15 protein-coding genes are annotated in these 18,255 nt (G+C 44.4%); 10 read left to right on the forward strand and 5 right to left on the reverse strand.

The window, feature by feature from the left end; genetic code table 11:
* Positions 1-76: 76 nt before the first annotated feature.
* Both egtD and egtB read right to left on the reverse strand, forming a co-directional pair.
* Positions 77-1,030 carry an L-histidine N(alpha)-methyltransferase gene (egtD, locus tag U5K35_RS04005; RefSeq protein WP_322570181.1) on the reverse strand — a complete coding sequence of 318 codons (954 nt, stop codon included), beginning with the start codon at positions 1,028-1,030 and terminating at the stop codon, positions 77-79.
* Between the two features lie 41 nt (positions 1,031-1,071).
* Positions 1,072-2,418 (reverse strand): ergothioneine biosynthesis protein EgtB, encoded by a 1,347-nt coding sequence (egtB, locus tag U5K35_RS04010; RefSeq protein WP_322570182.1) that lies wholly within the window; start codon positions 2,416-2,418, stop codon positions 1,072-1,074.
* Between the two features lie 137 nt (positions 2,419-2,555).
* On the opposite strand from egtB, the gene U5K35_RS04015 reads away from it, so the two are divergent.
* The 6 genes from U5K35_RS04015 (at position 2,556) to U5K35_RS04040 (ending at position 7,035) form a co-directional block, all read left to right on the forward strand.
* Entirely contained in the window at positions 2,556-3,080 is a 525-nt protein-coding gene (locus U5K35_RS04015) for a TlpA disulfide reductase family protein (protein ID WP_322570183.1), read from the forward strand.
* 55 nt (positions 3,081-3,135) lie between these two features.
* A complete protein-coding gene (locus U5K35_RS04020) occupies positions 3,136-3,804 on the forward strand; it encodes a cytochrome c biogenesis CcdA family protein (protein WP_322570184.1) in 669 nt (222 codons plus the stop codon).
* A 119-nt stretch (positions 3,805-3,923) separates the two neighbouring features.
* Positions 3,924-4,583, forward strand: a complete 660-nt coding sequence (locus U5K35_RS04025) for a sigma-70 family RNA polymerase sigma factor (protein ID WP_322570185.1) — start codon at positions 3,924-3,926, stop codon at positions 4,581-4,583.
* Between the two features lie 50 nt (positions 4,584-4,633).
* Positions 4,634-4,870: a hypothetical protein gene (locus U5K35_RS04030; RefSeq protein WP_322570186.1), complete on the forward strand. Its 237-nt coding sequence runs from the start codon at positions 4,634-4,636 to the stop codon at positions 4,868-4,870.
* A gap of 134 nt (positions 4,871-5,004) precedes the next feature.
* Complete coding sequence (locus U5K35_RS04035; RefSeq protein WP_322570187.1) at positions 5,005-6,051, forward strand: DUF3179 domain-containing protein; 1,047 nt, start codon at positions 5,005-5,007, stop codon at positions 6,049-6,051.
* A gap of 9 nt (positions 6,052-6,060) precedes the next feature.
* Positions 6,061-7,035, forward strand: a complete 975-nt coding sequence (locus tag U5K35_RS04040; RefSeq protein ID WP_322570188.1) for a hypothetical protein — start codon at positions 6,061-6,063, stop codon at positions 7,033-7,035.
* A gap of 762 nt (positions 7,036-7,797) precedes the next feature.
* Here the strand turns inward: U5K35_RS04040 and U5K35_RS04045 are convergent.
* The 3 genes from U5K35_RS04045 to U5K35_RS04055 all read right to left on the reverse strand — a co-directional run bounded on the left by U5K35_RS04045 (position 7,798) and on the right by U5K35_RS04055 (position 11,571).
* Positions 7,798-8,310 (reverse strand): thioredoxin family protein, encoded by a 513-nt coding sequence (locus tag U5K35_RS04045; protein WP_322570189.1) that lies wholly within the window; start codon positions 8,308-8,310, stop codon positions 7,798-7,800.
* Positions 8,311-8,371: 61 nt separating this feature from the next.
* Positions 8,372-9,754, reverse strand: coding sequence for an alpha-amylase family glycosyl hydrolase (locus tag U5K35_RS04050; protein WP_322570190.1), 1,383 nt, complete (start codon positions 9,752-9,754; stop codon positions 8,372-8,374).
* Positions 9,755-10,170: 416 nt separating this feature from the next.
* Complete coding sequence (locus U5K35_RS04055) at positions 10,171-11,571, reverse strand: class II 3-deoxy-7-phosphoheptulonate synthase (protein ID WP_322570191.1); 1,401 nt, start codon at positions 11,569-11,571, stop codon at positions 10,171-10,173.
* 201 nt (positions 11,572-11,772) lie between these two features.
* Here U5K35_RS04055 and uvrA point away from each other — a divergent pair, with 201 nt between their 5' ends.
* The 4 genes from uvrA (at position 11,773) to secF (ending at position 18,229) form a co-directional block, all read left to right on the forward strand.
* Positions 11,773-14,613: an excinuclease ABC subunit UvrA gene (uvrA, locus tag U5K35_RS04060; RefSeq protein WP_322570192.1), complete on the forward strand. Its 2,841-nt coding sequence runs from the start codon at positions 11,773-11,775 to the stop codon at positions 14,611-14,613.
* Positions 14,614-14,765: 152 nt separating this feature from the next.
* Positions 14,766-15,323 carry a hypothetical protein gene (locus U5K35_RS04065; protein WP_322570193.1) on the forward strand — a complete coding sequence of 186 codons (558 nt, stop codon included), beginning with the start codon at positions 14,766-14,768 and terminating at the stop codon, positions 15,321-15,323.
* Positions 15,324-15,450: 127 nt separating this feature from the next.
* Positions 15,451-17,256, forward strand: a complete 1,806-nt coding sequence (gene secD, locus U5K35_RS04070) for a protein translocase subunit SecD (protein WP_322570194.1) — start codon at positions 15,451-15,453, stop codon at positions 17,254-17,256.
* A 43-nt stretch (positions 17,257-17,299) separates the two neighbouring features.
* Positions 17,300-18,229 carry a protein translocase subunit SecF gene (secF, locus tag U5K35_RS04075; RefSeq protein WP_322570195.1) on the forward strand — a complete coding sequence of 310 codons (930 nt, stop codon included), beginning with the start codon at positions 17,300-17,302 and terminating at the stop codon, positions 18,227-18,229.
* The last annotated feature ends 26 nt before the right edge of the window (positions 18,230-18,255 follow it).

Below are 18,255 nucleotides of genomic sequence, written 5' to 3' on the forward strand. Positions count from 1 at the left end.
ATTCTGAAAAAAAATAGTTAAACAGGTTTCACTTAGCTTGCCATTTCAAGCTGTTAGCATTCTTTTAAAGTTAACCTTATTTCGACTCCAAAAACTGAATAGCAAACATGCTTTCGGGATCAGTCCAGGTTTCAACGGTCCTGAAATGCGATTCAGTTAACTCTTTAAAAGATTCCAGAGAATATTTGTGTGAATTTTCAGTGTGAATGGTCTCTCCTTTTTCAAAATGGATTTGGGCATCTGAAATATTTACAAATTGATCTGCTTTGCTCTCCAGATGCATTTCCATCCTGCTTTTTTCTTCATTAAAAACCGCCCTGTGTTCAAACAGATCGAGATCGAAATTGGCATTTAGTTCACGGTTCAACCTCAACAGTATATTTTTATTGAATTCTGCAGTTACTCCTTTCGAATCGTCATAGGCATCAACAAGCGTTTCTTTTTCCTTGAGCAGATCAAAACCGATCAATAAACCGCCATCTTCACCTGCCAGATCAGCGATCAAGGCAAGAAATTCAGCTGCGTTTTCTTTGGTAAAATTTCCAATTGTAGATCCCGGGTAGTAAGCAATTTTCCGAACGCCCGGTTTGGTGCGCGGCAATTCAAAGGGTTGTGTATAATCCGCAGCAACGGGGATTATATCAAGTACAGGATATTCACCCTGAAGATTTTCGGCCACTTCCGCTAAAAAGTCATCGGAAATATCAACAGGTATATATGAGTTGATACTGTTCAGGTGATCGAGCAACAGCCTTGTTTTTACACTGCTTCCACTGCCAAGTTCAATGAGCTGAATATTTTCACCCAGCTTTGCTGCAATAGCATCAATATTGCCATTCATAATTTCAAGCTCGGTTCGCGTCAGGTAATACTCATCTAATTCACAGATATCCTCAAAAAGTGCGGATCCGCGTTTATCATAAAAATATTTACTGGGAAGTGTTTTTTGTGATTTACTAAGTCCTGCCAGAACTTCCTCCGACATAGAGTTATTAACATTTTTTTCTTGAACTTGTGCAGCCGTGCCCATCTGTTTGATTATTCGTTTTAATTGAATTGAATAGATATGTTTTATTTAGCCAATCTGATGCCGGTAAACTGCCACCGTTCATCTGCATAGAAAAAGTTGCGATATGTTTTTCTGAAGTGCGTTTTTGAGGTAGCGCAGGAACCGCCTCTTAAAACATACTGATTGCACATAAACTTACCGTTGTACTCCCCAAGCGCGCCGGGCAGTGGTTTATAACCAGGGTAGGGTGAATATGAGCTTTGAGTCCATTGCCACACCTCACCGAACATCTGTTTCAGCCCTTCTTTTTCGGATTGAAGTGCAATCGGGTGAAGATGGCCGGCATCGGCAAAGCTTCCTTCTACTTCGAGTGTATCAGCAGCTATTTCCCACTCCTGTTCTGTAGGTAATCTATGTCCCTTCCATCGGGCATATGCGTCCGCCTCGAAATAACTTACATGAGTGACGGGATCTCTTGGATCTATTTTTTCCAGACCCGAAAGTGTAAACTGATGCCATTCCCCATCTATTTCTCTCCAATGCAGAGGGGCTTTCCAATTTTCATCTCGAACTGTAGAAGCCCCCTCATCAAGCCACCATTTGGTCTCATCGTAAGCCCCTGACTCTATAAATTCCATAAACTCTCCATTCGTCACCAACCGGTCAGCAAGCTCAAAATCGTGGATATATGTTTTGTGGCGGGGAAATTCGTTGTCGTAACCGAATCCTTTTCCGTTGTGGCCAATTTGATAGACTCCTTCCTTAAACGGCACCCATGATATTTCAGGCAAAGATTTAATTTTTGGTCGATCGACTGATTTATAAACCGGATTGAGCGGATTTTGTGAAAACATATACTTCAAATCAGTCAAAAGAAGCTCCTGATGTTGCCGCTCATGGTGAATACCAATTTCAACGATAGGGCCCCACTTCTGATACTGTGATTCTGTGGCATCATTCAGCAGTTTTACAACATACTCATTGATACTCTTTCTGTATTCGTAAACCTGTTTTACTGTCGGGCGGGATATGTTGCCTCTTCTTGCCCTGCAGTGTGGAACGCCGGTCTGCAAATAATATGAATTGAACAGATAGCTGTATTGCGGATTAATCGGATCATAATCATCCAGCTCTCTCTCCAGTAGGAATGTCTCAAAAAACCAGGTGGTGTGAGCCAGATGCCATTTTGCAGGGCTTGCATTTTCCGTGACCTGCACTACATAGTCCTCAATCTCCAGCGGAGCAGTAATCTGTTCTGTTAAACTCCTGACTTTTTGAAATTTCTCGATAAGTTCTGAGGGTGTGTAAGAAAAACTTCCCGCTACATTTTTTTGTGCTGTTGGCGCTTTGCTCGTAAGGGTCTCTTCCATAGCTGTATATTTTTGCAGTTTTTTTATTAGTGATGGCATCAAGTCAACTACTCTTACATATAAATAGAAAAACTGTCGAAGAGGTTCATTTTAAAATTTAATATCAATTCGTAAGACTATCCCTCCTCTTCACATCTATTGTTTTTCACAGTATTTTTTAACACTGATCAAACCAAATGAACCTTTCTCGAATTAAACAATTTTTACTGCTAGTATCTTTCATGCTCACACTTGGCGCCTGTACATCAGGACAAGCTGATCAAGCTGACGCTCAAACAGAAGAAGAGCAGGCTCCCGACTTTGAAGTCACAACCATCGATGGAGAAACCATCAGCCTGCAGTCTTCCCTGGATGAGGGCAAACCTGTTGTCATCTATTTCACAGCATCCTGGTGCCCAGTCTGTGCTCAGAACTGGCCGGTTCTATCCGAAGTTTACCCGGAATTTGAAGATCGATTAACGCTTGTAGCCATCAGCATAGACCCTACAGACGATGCAGAAACAATGAGAGCTCTAGCAAAAGAGAAAAATTTTCAGTTTCCAACAACCAGAGGCATTCCTGAAATCATGCTCGATTACGGCGTAGATAGTCAGGCTACGACAGTAGGAGTAAACCGAGACGGAAATATCGAATTCAGACGTAACAAAGTTGCTCTTTCTGAGGAAGAATACCGGGAGCTTTTTACACAGCTCGTAGATTAATAATAAGCGACAACCGTCTCATTATTCATTTTTCATCTGAGTAAGTCTCACATTCATGGAATTTATAACCTTTTCATTCCTGCAGGGAGTGGTAGCTTTTTTTGCGCCCTGCGCCGTTGCCCTGCTACCCGGTTACATCATCTCATTTATCAGCCGTGAAGCCTCCGGCAGTCCCTCACAAAGTGAAAAGCTGTATCGGGGACTAAAACTGGCGCTTTTGAGCATTTTGGGAATACTTGTTATTTACTCCATTGCGGGTGTGCTTATTGTGGTAGCCGGTCAGTTACTGAAAGCCTATATGAAGTGGATTACCATTGGCATGGGAAGCCTTATCATTATTCTGGGGATTCTACTTATCTCCGGCAAGAGTATTGCATTTTCCGTTGATATGAATCAAAGAAGTGATCGCTCTGAAATTGGTGAAGCTTTTTTCTTTGGAGTAGCTTACGCGATCGGGGCACTTGGCTGCCTGTTTCCGCTTTTTCTGGTAGTGGCAACCCAGGCTCTGTCCGCACCCACCGTTTGGCTGGGGAGTACCTATATTCTGGCTTATTTTGCAGGAATCAGCCTGATGATGATCACTGCAATACTGCTTTCCTCTTTTGCCCGTGATTTTTTCATGAAATACCTTCGAAAGCTTTTACCTCACATGGAGCGTATTACAGGTGTTGTACTGATTTTGGCAGGTATATATGTTATTTATTACCAAATGATTTTAATCTGATTATTTCCGCCCGCATATTTTTTTAAACATTTTTAAATCAAATCTTTACTTAAAGCTTTAAAATTATATTTTCTGAGGTGTAGTTCTTAGAAATCAGACTTTCAGTCCCGGAATGTCCTATGTTGAATTGGTTTAAAAAAAGAAAAAATAGCGGCAAATTTTTATCCAACGATCAATGGGTTGAGCAGCTCACTCCCCCGCCCGCTGAGCAAGCCGTTGCAAAACTGCGAATTATTTTAATTCGCGGGCTAAAACCTGCCCTCTATAAATACGTTGACAGAGAACTGGATCAGTTTGTTGAAGATACAGTACAGGATGCACTCCTGAAGATTCTTGACAAAGTGCACACCTTTCGCGGAGAGAGTAAATTTACGACATGGGCTATGAAAGTTGCCGTTCGCGAAGGGCTTTCCGAGCTGAGGCGTAAAAAATATAATGACATCTCATTGAGTGATTTAGTAGCAAATGATGATGAGTCGGGACGTGACGAGATCAATCAAATGAGTTTCACGGATGAACGACCCGGTCCGGATCGAGAAACTCACGAGCGGATGATCCTTCAAAAAGTTCAGAAAATGATCGATGAAGAGCTAACGGATAAACAGAAGACAGCTATAAATGCCCTGATGATGCATGGTATCCCCATTGAAGTTGTAGCCGAACAGATGGGCACTAACCGAAATGCGCTTTATAAACTTGTACACGACGCTAGACTGAAAATGAAGGAACGGCTCATGGCTGAGGGAATTGATCCGGATGAAATGTTAAACCAACTGTAAGATTTTTTTTCACCGAACCGTCTATGGTTCGAAAGATTTAGGAAATAGATATGAAACTGACACAAGATAAACTTAAAAGCATGATCCGGATGGTCAAGATGACGCTGGATCACGAAATCGGATGTGACGACTGCTATGATCAGTTGCATGCATTCGCAGAACTGGAACTGCAGGGCAAAACACCGGAAAAAGCAATGCCCGCTGTAAAAGAACACCTCGAACGCTGCGGGAACTGCCGTCAGGAGTATGAAGCACTTCTCAAGGCATTGGAAGCAGTAGCGGCTTAACAAATAAAAGAAAGAGGCCGAACGGTAAGATTTTACCTTGTTGTTACATCTGACAAGCAGAACTGTTTAAACTTATAAGCTTGTATCAACAAATGGTAAATCAGTCACTATATTCAATTCTCCTACTGAGCGTGTTGCTCATTTCCTGTGAGTCAGTATCCACCAACACTTCAACACCAAATGATTCGGACACGGATGACAGCTGGCTTATCCCGGAAGACCAGGTATTTGTAGGCGCCGGACGTGATGACATCCCATCTATCGACGACCCTTCATTTAAACCGGTCGGCGAGATCAATTTTCTTGAAGATGATGAGCTTATCATAGGGGTTAAGATCGGGAATGAAATCAGAGGCTATCCCCATCAAATTTTGAATTACCATGAGATAGTAAATGATTTTATTGGTGATGAAGCTGTAGCTGTCACTTTTTGCCCTCTCACGGGATCCGCTTTAGCCTGGAACAGGGAAATTGAGGGAGAGGTTACAGAGTTTGGCGTTTCCGGATTGATCCACAAAAACAATCTTATCGCATACGATCGCGCCACAAATTCTTACTGGAGCCAGATGCTCGAACAGAGCGTGAATGGTGAACGAATTGGCACAAAACTGCAATCATACGGTATCATAGAGATGAACTGGAAAGCCTGGAAACAGCATTTCCCGGATTCTGAAGTTCTAACGGGCGAGACCGGTTTTGATCGAGACTACTCCTCCTACCCATACGGCAGAAATTACAGCAGTGACGACAACAACATTATCTTCCCGATTAACCGCGAAGACGACCGACTAGACCGGAAAGAACTCGGTCACGGTGTTTTATACAATCTGGATTTACATGTATTTGTCCTGTCTGATTTCCCGGACTCCACCATAGTGGTTAATAGAAATGTTGCCGGAGAAGACCTTGTAATTATCGGTAACGCCGATCAAAACTTTATCACTTCCTATTCTTCTGTAGCATCTGATGGAACAGAACTCAGTTTTTCAGTATCAGAACAAGATCAACCCGCACTTCTGGAGGATGAAGAAGGTAACGTTTGGAACTACTTCGGTGAGGCAATTTCAGGCCCCAGAACAGGTGAGAAGTTAAAACCCATTCGCTCGTATAACGCTTACTGGTTTGCCTGGGCAGATTTCTTCGGTCTGGACCCCAGAAGGCCCCATATTTCTACTCCTTAAAAAGCATTTATGATACTACGCAGATTATTTTATTTGGTATTACTGGCTGCTTTCACTCTTTCCGCCCAGTTTGTAAAAGCTCAAACCTGTAGCTGTGCCGGTGCACCGCTTCTGGGATCTCAAAGTTTGGGCACAACAGAATCAGGTAACTTCGTGATAGGCCTCACTCACGAATACAATGATATTTCCAGCCTCTACGCGGGTAATGCATCACTTGACGACTCAAACACAAGCCGGGCCACAAATTCAACGTTGCTGGAAATCAATTACGGTTTCAGCAGAAGGTTATCTCTTTCTGCAACGTTTAGTTATGTGACTAAAAACAGGATCACCGGGCGTTTGACTTCCAACCCTGATGATATTACAACCCGTGGAATCGGTGACGGAGTTTTGCTTTTGAAATATGTTTTAAAAGAACACTCTCTGGCTTCACAATACTCTATTGCATTGGGAAGCGGCATTAAGGCACCCTTTGGTACCACATCACTCCGAAACAACGGTTTTCAGATGAACGCCGACATGCAGCCCGGATCCGGTGCATGGGATGCAGTCTTCTGGAGTTATGCATCTGCCTCATTTGTTCCTCATACTGACTTTTCAGTCTATATGTTAAACTCCTACCGTCTAACGGGCACAAATGAACGATTCGGTGAAAACGATGAGTACAAATTTGGCAATGAATGGATTACAATGATGGGAACGGGTAATACAATAACCGATCAGCTTGGCTACTCTCTCTCGTTTCGGTTCAGATATACAGCATCAGATCAGCGTAACAATCAGGATATGCCAAATACAGGTGGAACCTGGCTGATGGTTAATCCGGCTCTCTCCTATGATCTCTTCGATCAGCTTACGGTTCGGCTTAGCGGAAACATTCCGGTTTACCAACATCTTGAGGGGACACAGCCAACAACATCCTACACGGCTTCTCTCTCACTTTTCTACTCTTTTAATAAGTCTGCTGACTTTGTGAAGTATTAACCCGAATTATTCACGGTGGATATGTTGCCAGGTATTCTAATATTGTTCACAGCTGTTCAAAATATTTTAGAATTCCTTAAAAATATTCGTTTCTGTTTAAATAGCTCAAGTTCCGCAAAATGGAGGTGTAGTGGTTACAAAATAAGTTTCATTTAAAAGTGATTAAAATAGTTCATGTCATACCTTTTTAGATGCAACCATTCTTTTAGCTGGTCATTCCTGCTTTAGCATGTTTGAAGCAGTAATTCGTACACAAAATAAATGGCGTTCACCATTTAAGGGATGAAACCAGCCCCGTTTCGGGGCGGCATATCCGTAGCCCCACAGGTTCACAACGTGAATCTGTGGGGTAGAGAAAGAGGCCGATATTCACAGGAGCACCGTAGGTGTGGCATGTTTCGAATTCTGAATTCAATCTCAATTGTGAAATCGACCCATATATTCCGCACCTACGGTGCTTCCATGTTCGGGTTCGCCTTTTGCCCCATGGCCAACGCTTTGCGCTGACCATGGGCTACGGACATGACGCACCTCTGGTGCTTGGTTTTTGCCACGAAGACCCAAGGACACGAAGCAGCACGAAGAAGATGTGCTACAAGCATTTAAAATTAATCCATGATTCAGCTAATCATCCCCCTGTACACCCTTCAAAGGGGGAAACACCCCTCGCCTTCACTCCGCTACGGCACTCCCTCAAGGGGAGACTCCGTGAAATATTTCATTTATAGTCAGGTAAATAAATTCTTTGGTGAATAATCCGGGTTAATTCTGAGGACCGTCACTGTTTCGTTTTTTAAAATCAGCAAAGTCAACATTTTCGACATCTCCTCCCCGAATATAGTCGAGCAGCAGTATCAACTCTTTATCATCCGCAAATCCACGATACCTGCCAATAACTTCTCCCTCTTTACTCATAAACATAATGGTTGGAGTTGCATCAATTCGCATTTGATGGCTAAATGATTTTTGGCTCATCTCTTGATTCAGATAGACGATTTTTTCATCAGACTCAATATCAATTGACACCGGAATAAATCCTTCCTCTACTTTGTCCTGAACCGAATCCAGCGGAAATACCTCACTCTTCATCTGTTTACAAAAACCGCACCACTCCGCTTCAAAAAAGAGAAACAGTGTTTTGCCATTATCATCAGCAGCATTTACGGCAGAATTAAAATCATTCCAGTTAAGTGAACCGGACTGAGCCACTCCCCGGTCAAAATCACCAAGGGTAAAAATCAAGAGCAAAAAAAAGGGTACGAATTTTTTCATCATCGCGAATTAATTGAAATGGTAAGATTTGTTTATCGTTTAGATGAGTTGTTCCACCTCGTCCTTACTTCACAAACACTCTGTAATCCCATGGTTCAATTTCGAGCGTTGAATTTCCATCAAACAGGACAGATTCATCACTAAAGTAGTTGATGTACTCACCGTGATGAAGCGATTCTTTAAAAACTACAGACTTCCACTCATCAGAGAAATTGAACACCGCAAACACTTTACTCCGGTCGTCCTCCCGGATAAAACTCAGCACACTCTCTTCTGAATTATTCGGAACGCGGATCATCGTTGCGCCCCACTCTGAATGCCACAGAGCAGTGTTCTCCTTCATCAAAGCAAAGAGTTTCTTGTACAGATCTCCAATAGGGTGATCTTTCCACTCTATCGGGTCTTTTTCAAAAAATTCCAGCCTGCGGTCATTTCCTGCCTCCTGGCCGTTGTATATCAGAGGCATTCCTTCTCCCACTACAGAAAGAACAATCGCGGCACTCAGCCCGTCACCAAAATTCTCATACATCGTACCTTCCCACGCGTTCTTATCGTGGTTGCTTACAAAGGTCATTCGCATGCTTTTTTTCGGAAAGGCACTCTCGTTCCATGAGTAGTAGACGTAGAGCGAACTCAGATCTTCAGCATCACCCGTAGTAATTTGCTCCACAGCCTCGTACCAGCTCCAGGCGTAGGTCATATCGAAAGCTTCGGCATGCAGATCGCGAGATTCCCACTCGGCCAGCATAAAAACCGGTTTTACCTCTTCCAGTTCACGCCGCACATTATTCCAGAAATCCACCGGCACAAATCCTGCCACATCGGCCCGAAACCCGTCAACATCCGCCTCTTCAACCCAGTACTTCATCGCCTTTGTCATATACTCACGCACCTCAGGCTTACTGAAATCCAAATCAATAATATCGGACCAGTCCCACCACGGTGTCGGCCGGAAATCACCTTTCCAATCGCGGGCGTACCATTCCGGATGCTCTTCGGTCAACGGATTGTCCCACGCAGTGTGATTGGCCACCCAATCCAATATTACGTACATGCCCAGATCATGAGCTTTATTCACAAAGCTCTTCAAATCCTCTAAATCACCGAATTCCGGGTTTACACTGTAGTGGTCTTTTACCGAATACGGACTGCCAAGCGTACCCTTCCGGTTTTTCTCTCCGATTTCGTGAATCGGCATCAGCCATAAAATATCCACGCCTAAATCCTTCAACCTGGGAAGATGCTCCTCGGCCGCCTTGAATGTCCCTTCTTCCGTAAACTGCCGGGTATTGATCTGATAGATCGCGGCGTTTTTACTCCATTCCGGGTGATCAAGCTTTACATAGGATTCCGGCTGGTATGGATTGGAATTTTCTGAGCAAGCTGACATTATGCTAAAAATAGAAATTAAAAGAGTTGGAAGTATGAGCGGTTGTAGTGGTTTCATAGCACCCTGATCTGAATTAATGTGAGATCGATATAAAATCAATGAAATTGGCATCATGAGAAATCTCCTCCTTTTTCAAGATGGGGCTCCAAAAAATAGCGATTTAAGCTGTCCAAAAAGTATTTCGCACTTTAAAGCCGCTTAAATAATTTAGGTTTTCCCTTCAGACTCACCCCTGCCTGCGCTGAAGCTTCGGAAGGCAGGCTATTTCCCTCTCTATCAAATAGAGAGGGATTTAATGTCTAAATCATTTAAGCTCAGAAACTTATTACATACCTTTTCGGACAGCCTCACACACTTTTTCCAAATACTTGTACCGATCTCACGTCAAATAAAAAAGGCAACATTCAAACCGATTGTTTAAATGTTGCCTTTTTAAAATAGTTGAAAAACTTCAATCTGCAATGAGTGCAGCCTTAAGATCGATAGCTCTTATTCCACTCTTTGGCTACCAAAAATGCCATTTCCAGGCTCTGCTCATAATTCAGGCGAGGATCGCAGTACGTTTCGTAATTGGTACCCAGCCCGGCTTCATTCAATCCGTTGGCTCCGCCCACGCATTCGGTTACATTATCGCCCGTGAGTTCCAGATGAACTCCGCCCAGATAACTGCCTTCAGCGCGATGAACCGCAAATGTTGACTTAATCTCCTCGAGAATATCGTTGAAACGACGGGTTTTAACATTGCTATCTGTTGCAAATGTATTTCCGTGCATCGGATCGCAGCTCCAAACAACCGGGTGGCCCGAGTGTTTAATCTTTTGAATAAACTTGGGCAGACTCTTCTCCACTTCATCTGTTCCCATTCGGGTAATCAGCACAATCTTGCCGGCCTCATGATTTGGATTCAGTTTATCAATGATGCCCATTGTTTCATCCATATCAAATGGCGGCCCCACTTTAATACCGATCGGATTCCTGATTCCGCTCAGATACTCCACATGGGCGCCATCAAGCTGTTTTGTCCGGTTACCCAGCCATACCATGTGTCCGCTCAGATTAAAAAATCCCGGTTTGCGCGGTACCTGCCTGGTTTGTGCAGAATCATAGTAGAGATTCAAGGCCTCATGCGAAGTATAAATATCAACTTTATGAAGCGTATTAAAACTGTTAGGCGTGATGGTCTCCATGAAGTTGATCGCCTTATTGATGGAGGCCACCATCGCTTCGTAATCCTTGTAGTACTCGTTATTCTGCATAAAATCGAGTTCCCACTGCTCGGGATGCTGCAAATCTGCAAACCCTTCGTCCGCCAGAGCACGCAAAAAGTTGAGCGTCAGCGCTGCTTTTTCATAAGCCCTGATCAGGCGCTGCGGATCGGGAGTGCGCGCCTCTTTATTCGGCTCAAAGCTGTTGATCAGATCCCCGCGGTAGTTCAACATTTCAACACCGTCGATAGTCTCTGAATCTTTGGAACGCGGCTTGGCATACTGACCCGCAATTCGTCCCACTCGCACAATCGGCGTACCCATTTCGTGCACCAGAATAAAACTCATCTGAAGCATTACCTTCAGCATGTTTACAATCTTGGGAGCCGTGCAGGCATCAAACGTTTCGGCACAATCGCCGCCCTGAAGCAGAAATCCTTTTCCCTGAGAAACATCAGCGAGTTTACTTTTAAGCGCTTCAATCTCCCACGATGTAATCAACGGAGGCAGAGATTTTAGCTCGTTATAAGCTCGCTCCAAATTTGCCGTGTCAGGATATGGCGGAAGCTGATTAATTGGCTTTTCACTCCAGGAAAGCGGACTCCAGCTACGGTCACTGTTTAGAGATTCTGTGTTGATGGGATTTGCTTCTTTAGCTTTCTGTTTCATTTAGGGTATGAGCATTGGTGTATTAAAAAAGAGATCCAAAATAACGGTTATACGTCTCAATAACTACTTTTTTATCATGAACCGTTTAAAGATCAAACGAATGAGTTCCGTTTTTAATTTGTTTTTCCCGCATGCCTTTCCGTCAAAGGTTTCGTATTTTTGACGGTTGCCCATTTGAATTTGTAATTAATCCGTATCTCCTTGCAAAATAATATTGTCATCCGCGGAGCTCGCGAACACAATCTTAAAAATTTCGACATCGATATCCCCCGTGAGAAGCTAGTCGTCTTTACCGGTCTCTCCGGATCAGGTAAGTCATCTCTCGCTTTTGATACCATCTACGCCGAAGGCCAGCGTCGTTTTATGGAATCACTCTCAGCATATGCGCGCCAATTTCTCGGAATGATGGAGCGCCCCGAAGTGGATTTTATCGACGGACTCTCACCGGTAATCTCCATCGATCAGAAAACGACCAACCGCAATCCGCGCTCAACAGTCGGTACGGTTACGGAGATCTACGACTTTTTGCGGCTGCTTTACGCCCGCATCGGAGTACCTTACTCCTACATTTCCGGCAACAAAATGGAGAAGCAGACTTCCGATCAGATCGTGCAGGCGATTATGGACCTACCAAAGGGAACCAAGGCATACTGCATGGCGCCGGTGGTTCGCGGACGGAAAGGACACTATCGCGAACTGTTTGAACAGATGCAGAAACAGGGATTTGTGAAAGCCCGCGTGGACGGCGAACTGATCGATCTGGAAGGAGAAATTAAATTGGATCGATACAAAACACACAACGTGGAAGTGGTTGTGGATCGATTTGTGATCTCCCCGAAGAGCGAAAAACGAATATCAGACAGCGTGCACATGGCGCTGGAGATGGCCGACGGCAACCTGATCCTCGGAGTTCAGGAAGATGGTGAGATTACCGACAAAGTTTTTTCGAAGCATCTTTACGATCCCGAAAGCGGACTTTCGTACGAAGATCCCGCACCAAATCTATTCTCATTCAATTCTCCATACGGAGCATGTAAAGCGTGTAACGGTTTGGGATACCGGTACGATGTGAGTCGGGAACTGGTTATACCCAACACTGATCAGACCATCGCCGAGGGTGCCATCCGGTTCCTGGGTGAACCCCGCGATATTTTCATTTTCAAACAGCTCCAGGCGGTGCTGGACTCTGTTGATATGGACTTTCATACTCCGATCAAAAATTTCCCGGACGAGGCCCTGGATCTTCTGTTTGATGGCGGTGGTGATCAGAAGTTCAACGTCAGTTACGATTTTAAAAACAGTAATGTCACTTATAAGCACTCGTATGCCGGGTTAAAAAGCATTATCAGTGATCAATACGAAGACAGCAAATCCAATAAGCAGAGGGATAAAGCCAAGGCGTATCTTTCAAAAATTGACTGTCCGGAGTGCGGTGGCGGCCGACTCAACAAAGAAGCTCTCTCCTATAAAATTGACGGATTTGGAATCCATGATCTCGTCAATCAGGATATAAAAAACCTTCGGCTTACCATCGGCAACCTGAAACTGACAGAACGTCAACGCATCATAGGTCAGCAGGTTTTAAAAGAGGTGATCGACAGAATCGACTTCCTGTTAAATGTTGGACTGAATTACCTGACCCTGAATCGTGAGGCGCAAACCCTCAGTGGAGGGGAAGCTCAGCGAATTCGTCTGGCAACGCAGATCGGTACGCAGCTGGTCGGTGTACTCTACATTCTGGACGAACCGAGTATTGGTCTGCATCAGCGGGATAACATCAAGCTGATAAAATCCCTGGAAACACTGCGCGATCTTGGGAACAGCGTGATTGTAGTAGAACACGACCGTGAAACGATAGAACACGCTGATTATGTGGTGGATCTGGGTCCGGGTGCCGGAACGGAAGGTGGTTACATCGTAACTCAAGGCATACCGGAAGAACTCGATCCCGAGGCGATGACCACCAAATTTCTCAGAGATGAGGAGATCATTCCCTACCCTGAAAAGCGCAGAAAAGGAAGCGGCAAATCGCTCACTATCCACGATGCGCGCGGGCACAATTTGAAAAATGTGGACGTGGATATTCCACTCGGTAAATTTATCTGCGTTACAGGCGTGAGCGGAAGTGGAAAAAGTTCACTTATCAATCAGACACTGGTTCCGATTCTTTCCAACGAATTTTACAACTCGAAGTCAGTACCCCTGCCCTATAAATCCGTAGAAGGACTGAAAAATGTTGATAAGGTCATTTCGATCGATCAGAGTCCGATCGGCCGAACTCCACGATCCAATCCCGGAACCTACACGAAAGTATTCGACCATATCCGGTCTCTTTTTGCAGAACTGCCGGAATCTAAAATCCGTGGCTATGATCAGGGGCGATTCTCTTTTAACGTAAAGGGCGGGCGATGTGAATCTTGCCGGGGCGATGGCGTTCGAAAAATAGAGATGAATTTTCTGCCCGATATCTACGTAGATTGCGAAACCTGCAACGGGAAACGATACAATCGCGAAACGCTCGAAATTCACTACAAGGGCAAAAATATTTCCGATGTTCTGCAGATGCCAATCAGCGAAGCAGAAGAGTTTTTTGATTCGGTCCCGTCTATCAAGCGAAAGCTGAGTACATTAAACTCTGTTGGACTTGGATATTTAACATTGGGTCAATCGAGCACAACCCTCAGCGGTGGCGAGGCTCAGCGAATCAAATTATCCAGGGAGCTATCCAAAATCGGAACCGGCGACACCATCTACATTATGGATGAGCCCACAACCGGTCTTCACTTCCAGGATGTAAGAATGCTGGTTGATGTAATCCAAAAGCTGGTAGAGAAGGGAAATACCGTTATTGTGATTGAACACAATCTTGATTTGATCAAAGCAGCCGACTGGATTATTGATATCGGACCTGAAGGAGGAGCTGAAGGCGGTGAAATTATTGCGGAAGGAACTCCGGAAGAACTTTCTGAAGTAAAAGAGAGCTATACAGGTAATTTTCTGAAACAGGAGTTTGAGAGAGAAAAGACGACGGTGACCAGTTAGCAGTTGGCAGTTGGCAGTTGGCAGTTGGCAGTTGGCAGTTGGCAGTTGGCAGTTAAAAGTTTTGCAATTTCATGTTTGCGGATAAACATCTGTGTTATTCCGCAAAAATTAATTTGTCAACCGGCGGTCATCTGACTATTTTTGACAGTCTGATGAAAAATCGATTTTCACATATCGTTCGCACGTCTATCATCTCTTTTTTGATGGCCGGAATGATGGCACATCTTTTTGTGCCGTTCACGAGTCATGCTCAAAAAACAGCATTTACTCAGTGGCTGAATCAGAATGTGGCCTCAACCGGTGACGAATCAGAAAACGAACTACGAAGTGCAATTCTCAAGCTGCCTGAACAGGTTTCAGATTTTCGTGTACTGCTTGAGCAGGCGTCTCATCTGATTGCCAGTAATAAAGAAGATTTTCGGCTGAATCGTGCACTGCCGAAACAGAACAGCGATCAGGTCACTTCATGGCTTGTAGGTCAGTGGAATCTGTTTCAACAGCAGCAAACCGGCACGGATGCACTGCTTCCAGAATCTCCCATACCGGTTCAAAAGTGGATCTCATCCGATAGCCTTTCAAAAATACTTTTCTCTTTTTGTGACAGCAGAGACCAAAACCAAATGGGCGGGTCTCACAGTTTTTATTTCGATTTCTTACCCCAATTCTCCATACAGCCGCTGATTAGCGGAATCAGTATAAACGCTCCCTAGATTATTTGACTGCAGGATGTTACAGCTACTTTAAAACCTGCAGCAATTTACACAACCTATCTATTTACAAACATTTTTTGCCCAAACGGCAAACGATTATCAATTATAAAACTTGAAATATTCAACTATGAAAGGTCAAAACAACGGTTTTAAAATCGGTTCTATCGTCGTCTTTCTCGGACTGACGCTCTTTTACCTTTTTCCAACCTTACAATGGAATTTAGAACAGCGCCATATGGCCGATATGACGGAATCTGAAAGGATTCAGTATCGGGCCGAAAATTCGGAAAAGCTGCAAAGCTATCAGGAAAACTCACTATCCCTGGGTCTCGATCTGCAGGGTGGTATGTACGTAACTCTTGAAATTGGCACACCTCAGCTGGTATACGAACTGGCCGGCGATTTTGCTGATGAAAATTTAAGAGAAATTATTGACGTTGCGGAGGAAAGAGCATTAGAGCAACGCACCGACTTTATCGACGAATTTGTCGCTGAGTTTGAAACCCGTGATCCCGACGCAATGTTGAGCCGGTATTATCGATCCGACGCAGATAATATCACACGGCGTTCAACAAACGATGAAATCGCCACCTACTTAAAAACCCAGCGAGACGAAGCTTTGTCACGTGCGATGGAGATTATCCGGTCTCGTGTTGACCGGTTTGGTGTTACCGAGCCTTCCATACTTCAACAGGGTAACAACCGCATTGTGGTTGAGCTTCCCGGAGTAGACGATGAAGAACGTGTACGTGATCTTCTCCGCGGTACAGCCCGTCTGGAGTTCAGAATGGTTGCTGAACCGGAAGAGATCAATGCTGCAAAGCAACAGGTTGTGAATTACTTCCAGGAGAATCAGGAAGAACTTGAAGAGCTTGGCGAAGAGAATCTGCTCGATGTCTTCAACCCGAATGGCCGAAACCAATATGTTTTTGGTTATGCGGCAGGGCCCGACACATCAGTAGTCAACACCCTTTTGAAAAAGGAGGAAGTTCAGCGACTTATTCCTCGCAACACTACCCTGATGTGGGGCGCAGAGCCTTTCGCAACGGATAGCGGTCTCGACCTTTTTGAACTGATTGCCGTTCGAAGCCAGATTGAAATGACGGGTGATGTGATTGTCGAAGCTCGTGTGGCTTTTGATCCAACCACCAACGCTGCTGAAGTTTCCATGACTATGGACTCTGAAGGTGCCAGACGGTGGGCCCGAATTACGGGTGCCAATATTGGCCGGCCGGTAGCTATTGCTCTTGATGGTTATGTAGTATCCTACCCGACCGTTCAAAACGCTATTAACAACGGACGTTCTTCCATAACAGGAATCGGAGACGTTCAGGAAGCGGAAGATTTGGTGAACATCCTGCTCTCAGGTGCCCTGCCTGCTCCGCTCGACATTGTTGAAGAGCGAACCGTAGGTGCTTCGCTTGGTGAGGAATCAATTCAAGCCGGTCTCTACTCCACACTGTTTGGTTTATTTGTAGTTGCCTTCTTTATGATCGTCTACTACCGAACAGGTGGCGGAATTGCCGACATCGCACTGGTACTCAACATTATTTTTATCCTGGGTATTCTGGCTGCCTTTAATGCAACACTAACGTTGCCGGGTGTAGCCGGTATTGTATTGACGATCGGTATGGCGGTGGATGCCAACGTGCTGATATTTGACAGGATTCGTGAAGAGATGCGGGGAGGTAAAACATTACGTGCAGCAATTGATAACGGATACTCCAACGCGATGAGCGCGATTGTTGATGCTAACGTAACCACATTCTTTGTAGCCGTTATTCTCTACAGTTTTGGAGTTGGACCGATCAAAGGTTTTGCGGTAACACTAATGGCCGGTATCGTTGCATCGCTCTTTAGTGCGATTGTAATTACCCGCGTGATTGTGGATTACCTGACACGCGACAAAACAGCTACCGTCAACTTCGGTTAATCACTCACGAATTTAAACAGTTTAAAAAAATAGGTAACATATTATGAGATGGTTTGAAACACCAAGTTTCGATTTTATTCGAGCACAGAAGATTGCGTATCTCTTTTCAGGTACGATGGTCGTTATTTCATTAGTAGCCATTTTCAGCCTTGGGCTGAACTATGGCATTGACTTCCGCGGCGGTAAAGAGTTTGTATTTCAATTCGACCGCCCGGTAGATGTAGTTGAATTGAGAAATGAACTTACCGAACCGCTTGGAACCGGTACTGCACCGGAAATCAAGCTTTTCGGCTCTGACAGTGAAATCCTTCTCCGAACAGATGCAGAAGGTGAGATTGATGCTGTACGTGAAACTATAATGAGTACATTCAGTCAGCTCTATCCCGATGCAACGGTAAGTGTTGAAAAGACCGACCTTGTAGGTCCGCGCTTTGCGGAGGATCTGCGCATAGGTGCTCTTTACTCCATTATCTTTGCTTTGGCAGTCGTATTCATCTATATCTTTATCCGCTTTAAGGGATGGTACTTTTCGGCAGGCGCCATTGCCGCCCTGGCTCACGACGTGCTGGTCGTTTTAGGGATATTTACCATCATGGGACAGTTTGCAACATTTGATGTGAGTATCGACCAGGCAATTATTGCTGCTTTCCTTACTATTGTTGGTTATTCACTTAATGATACTGTAGTAGTGTTTGATCGTATCCGAGAAAATTCTATTATATATAAAACGATGGCGTTTAAGGATATGATCAACAAAAGCCTGAACGACACATTGAGCCGTACGGTAATCACATCGGTTACTACCTTGTTTGTAGTAACTGTGCTGTTTATATTCGGCGGAGAGGTACTGAAAGGTTTCGCATTTGCGCTTGTACTTGGCGTGATTCTAGGGACTTACAGTTCGCTATTTGTTGCCAGTTCGCTCGTTGTAGAGCTTCAGAAACGAGCCATGGAAGCAAAGGCAAAATCTTAGATTGTTAACTAACAACATAAAAGGTA

This window comes from Rhodohalobacter sp. (assembly GCF_034521535.1).
GTDB lineage: Bacteria > Bacteroidota > Rhodothermia > Balneolales > Balneolaceae > Rhodohalobacter.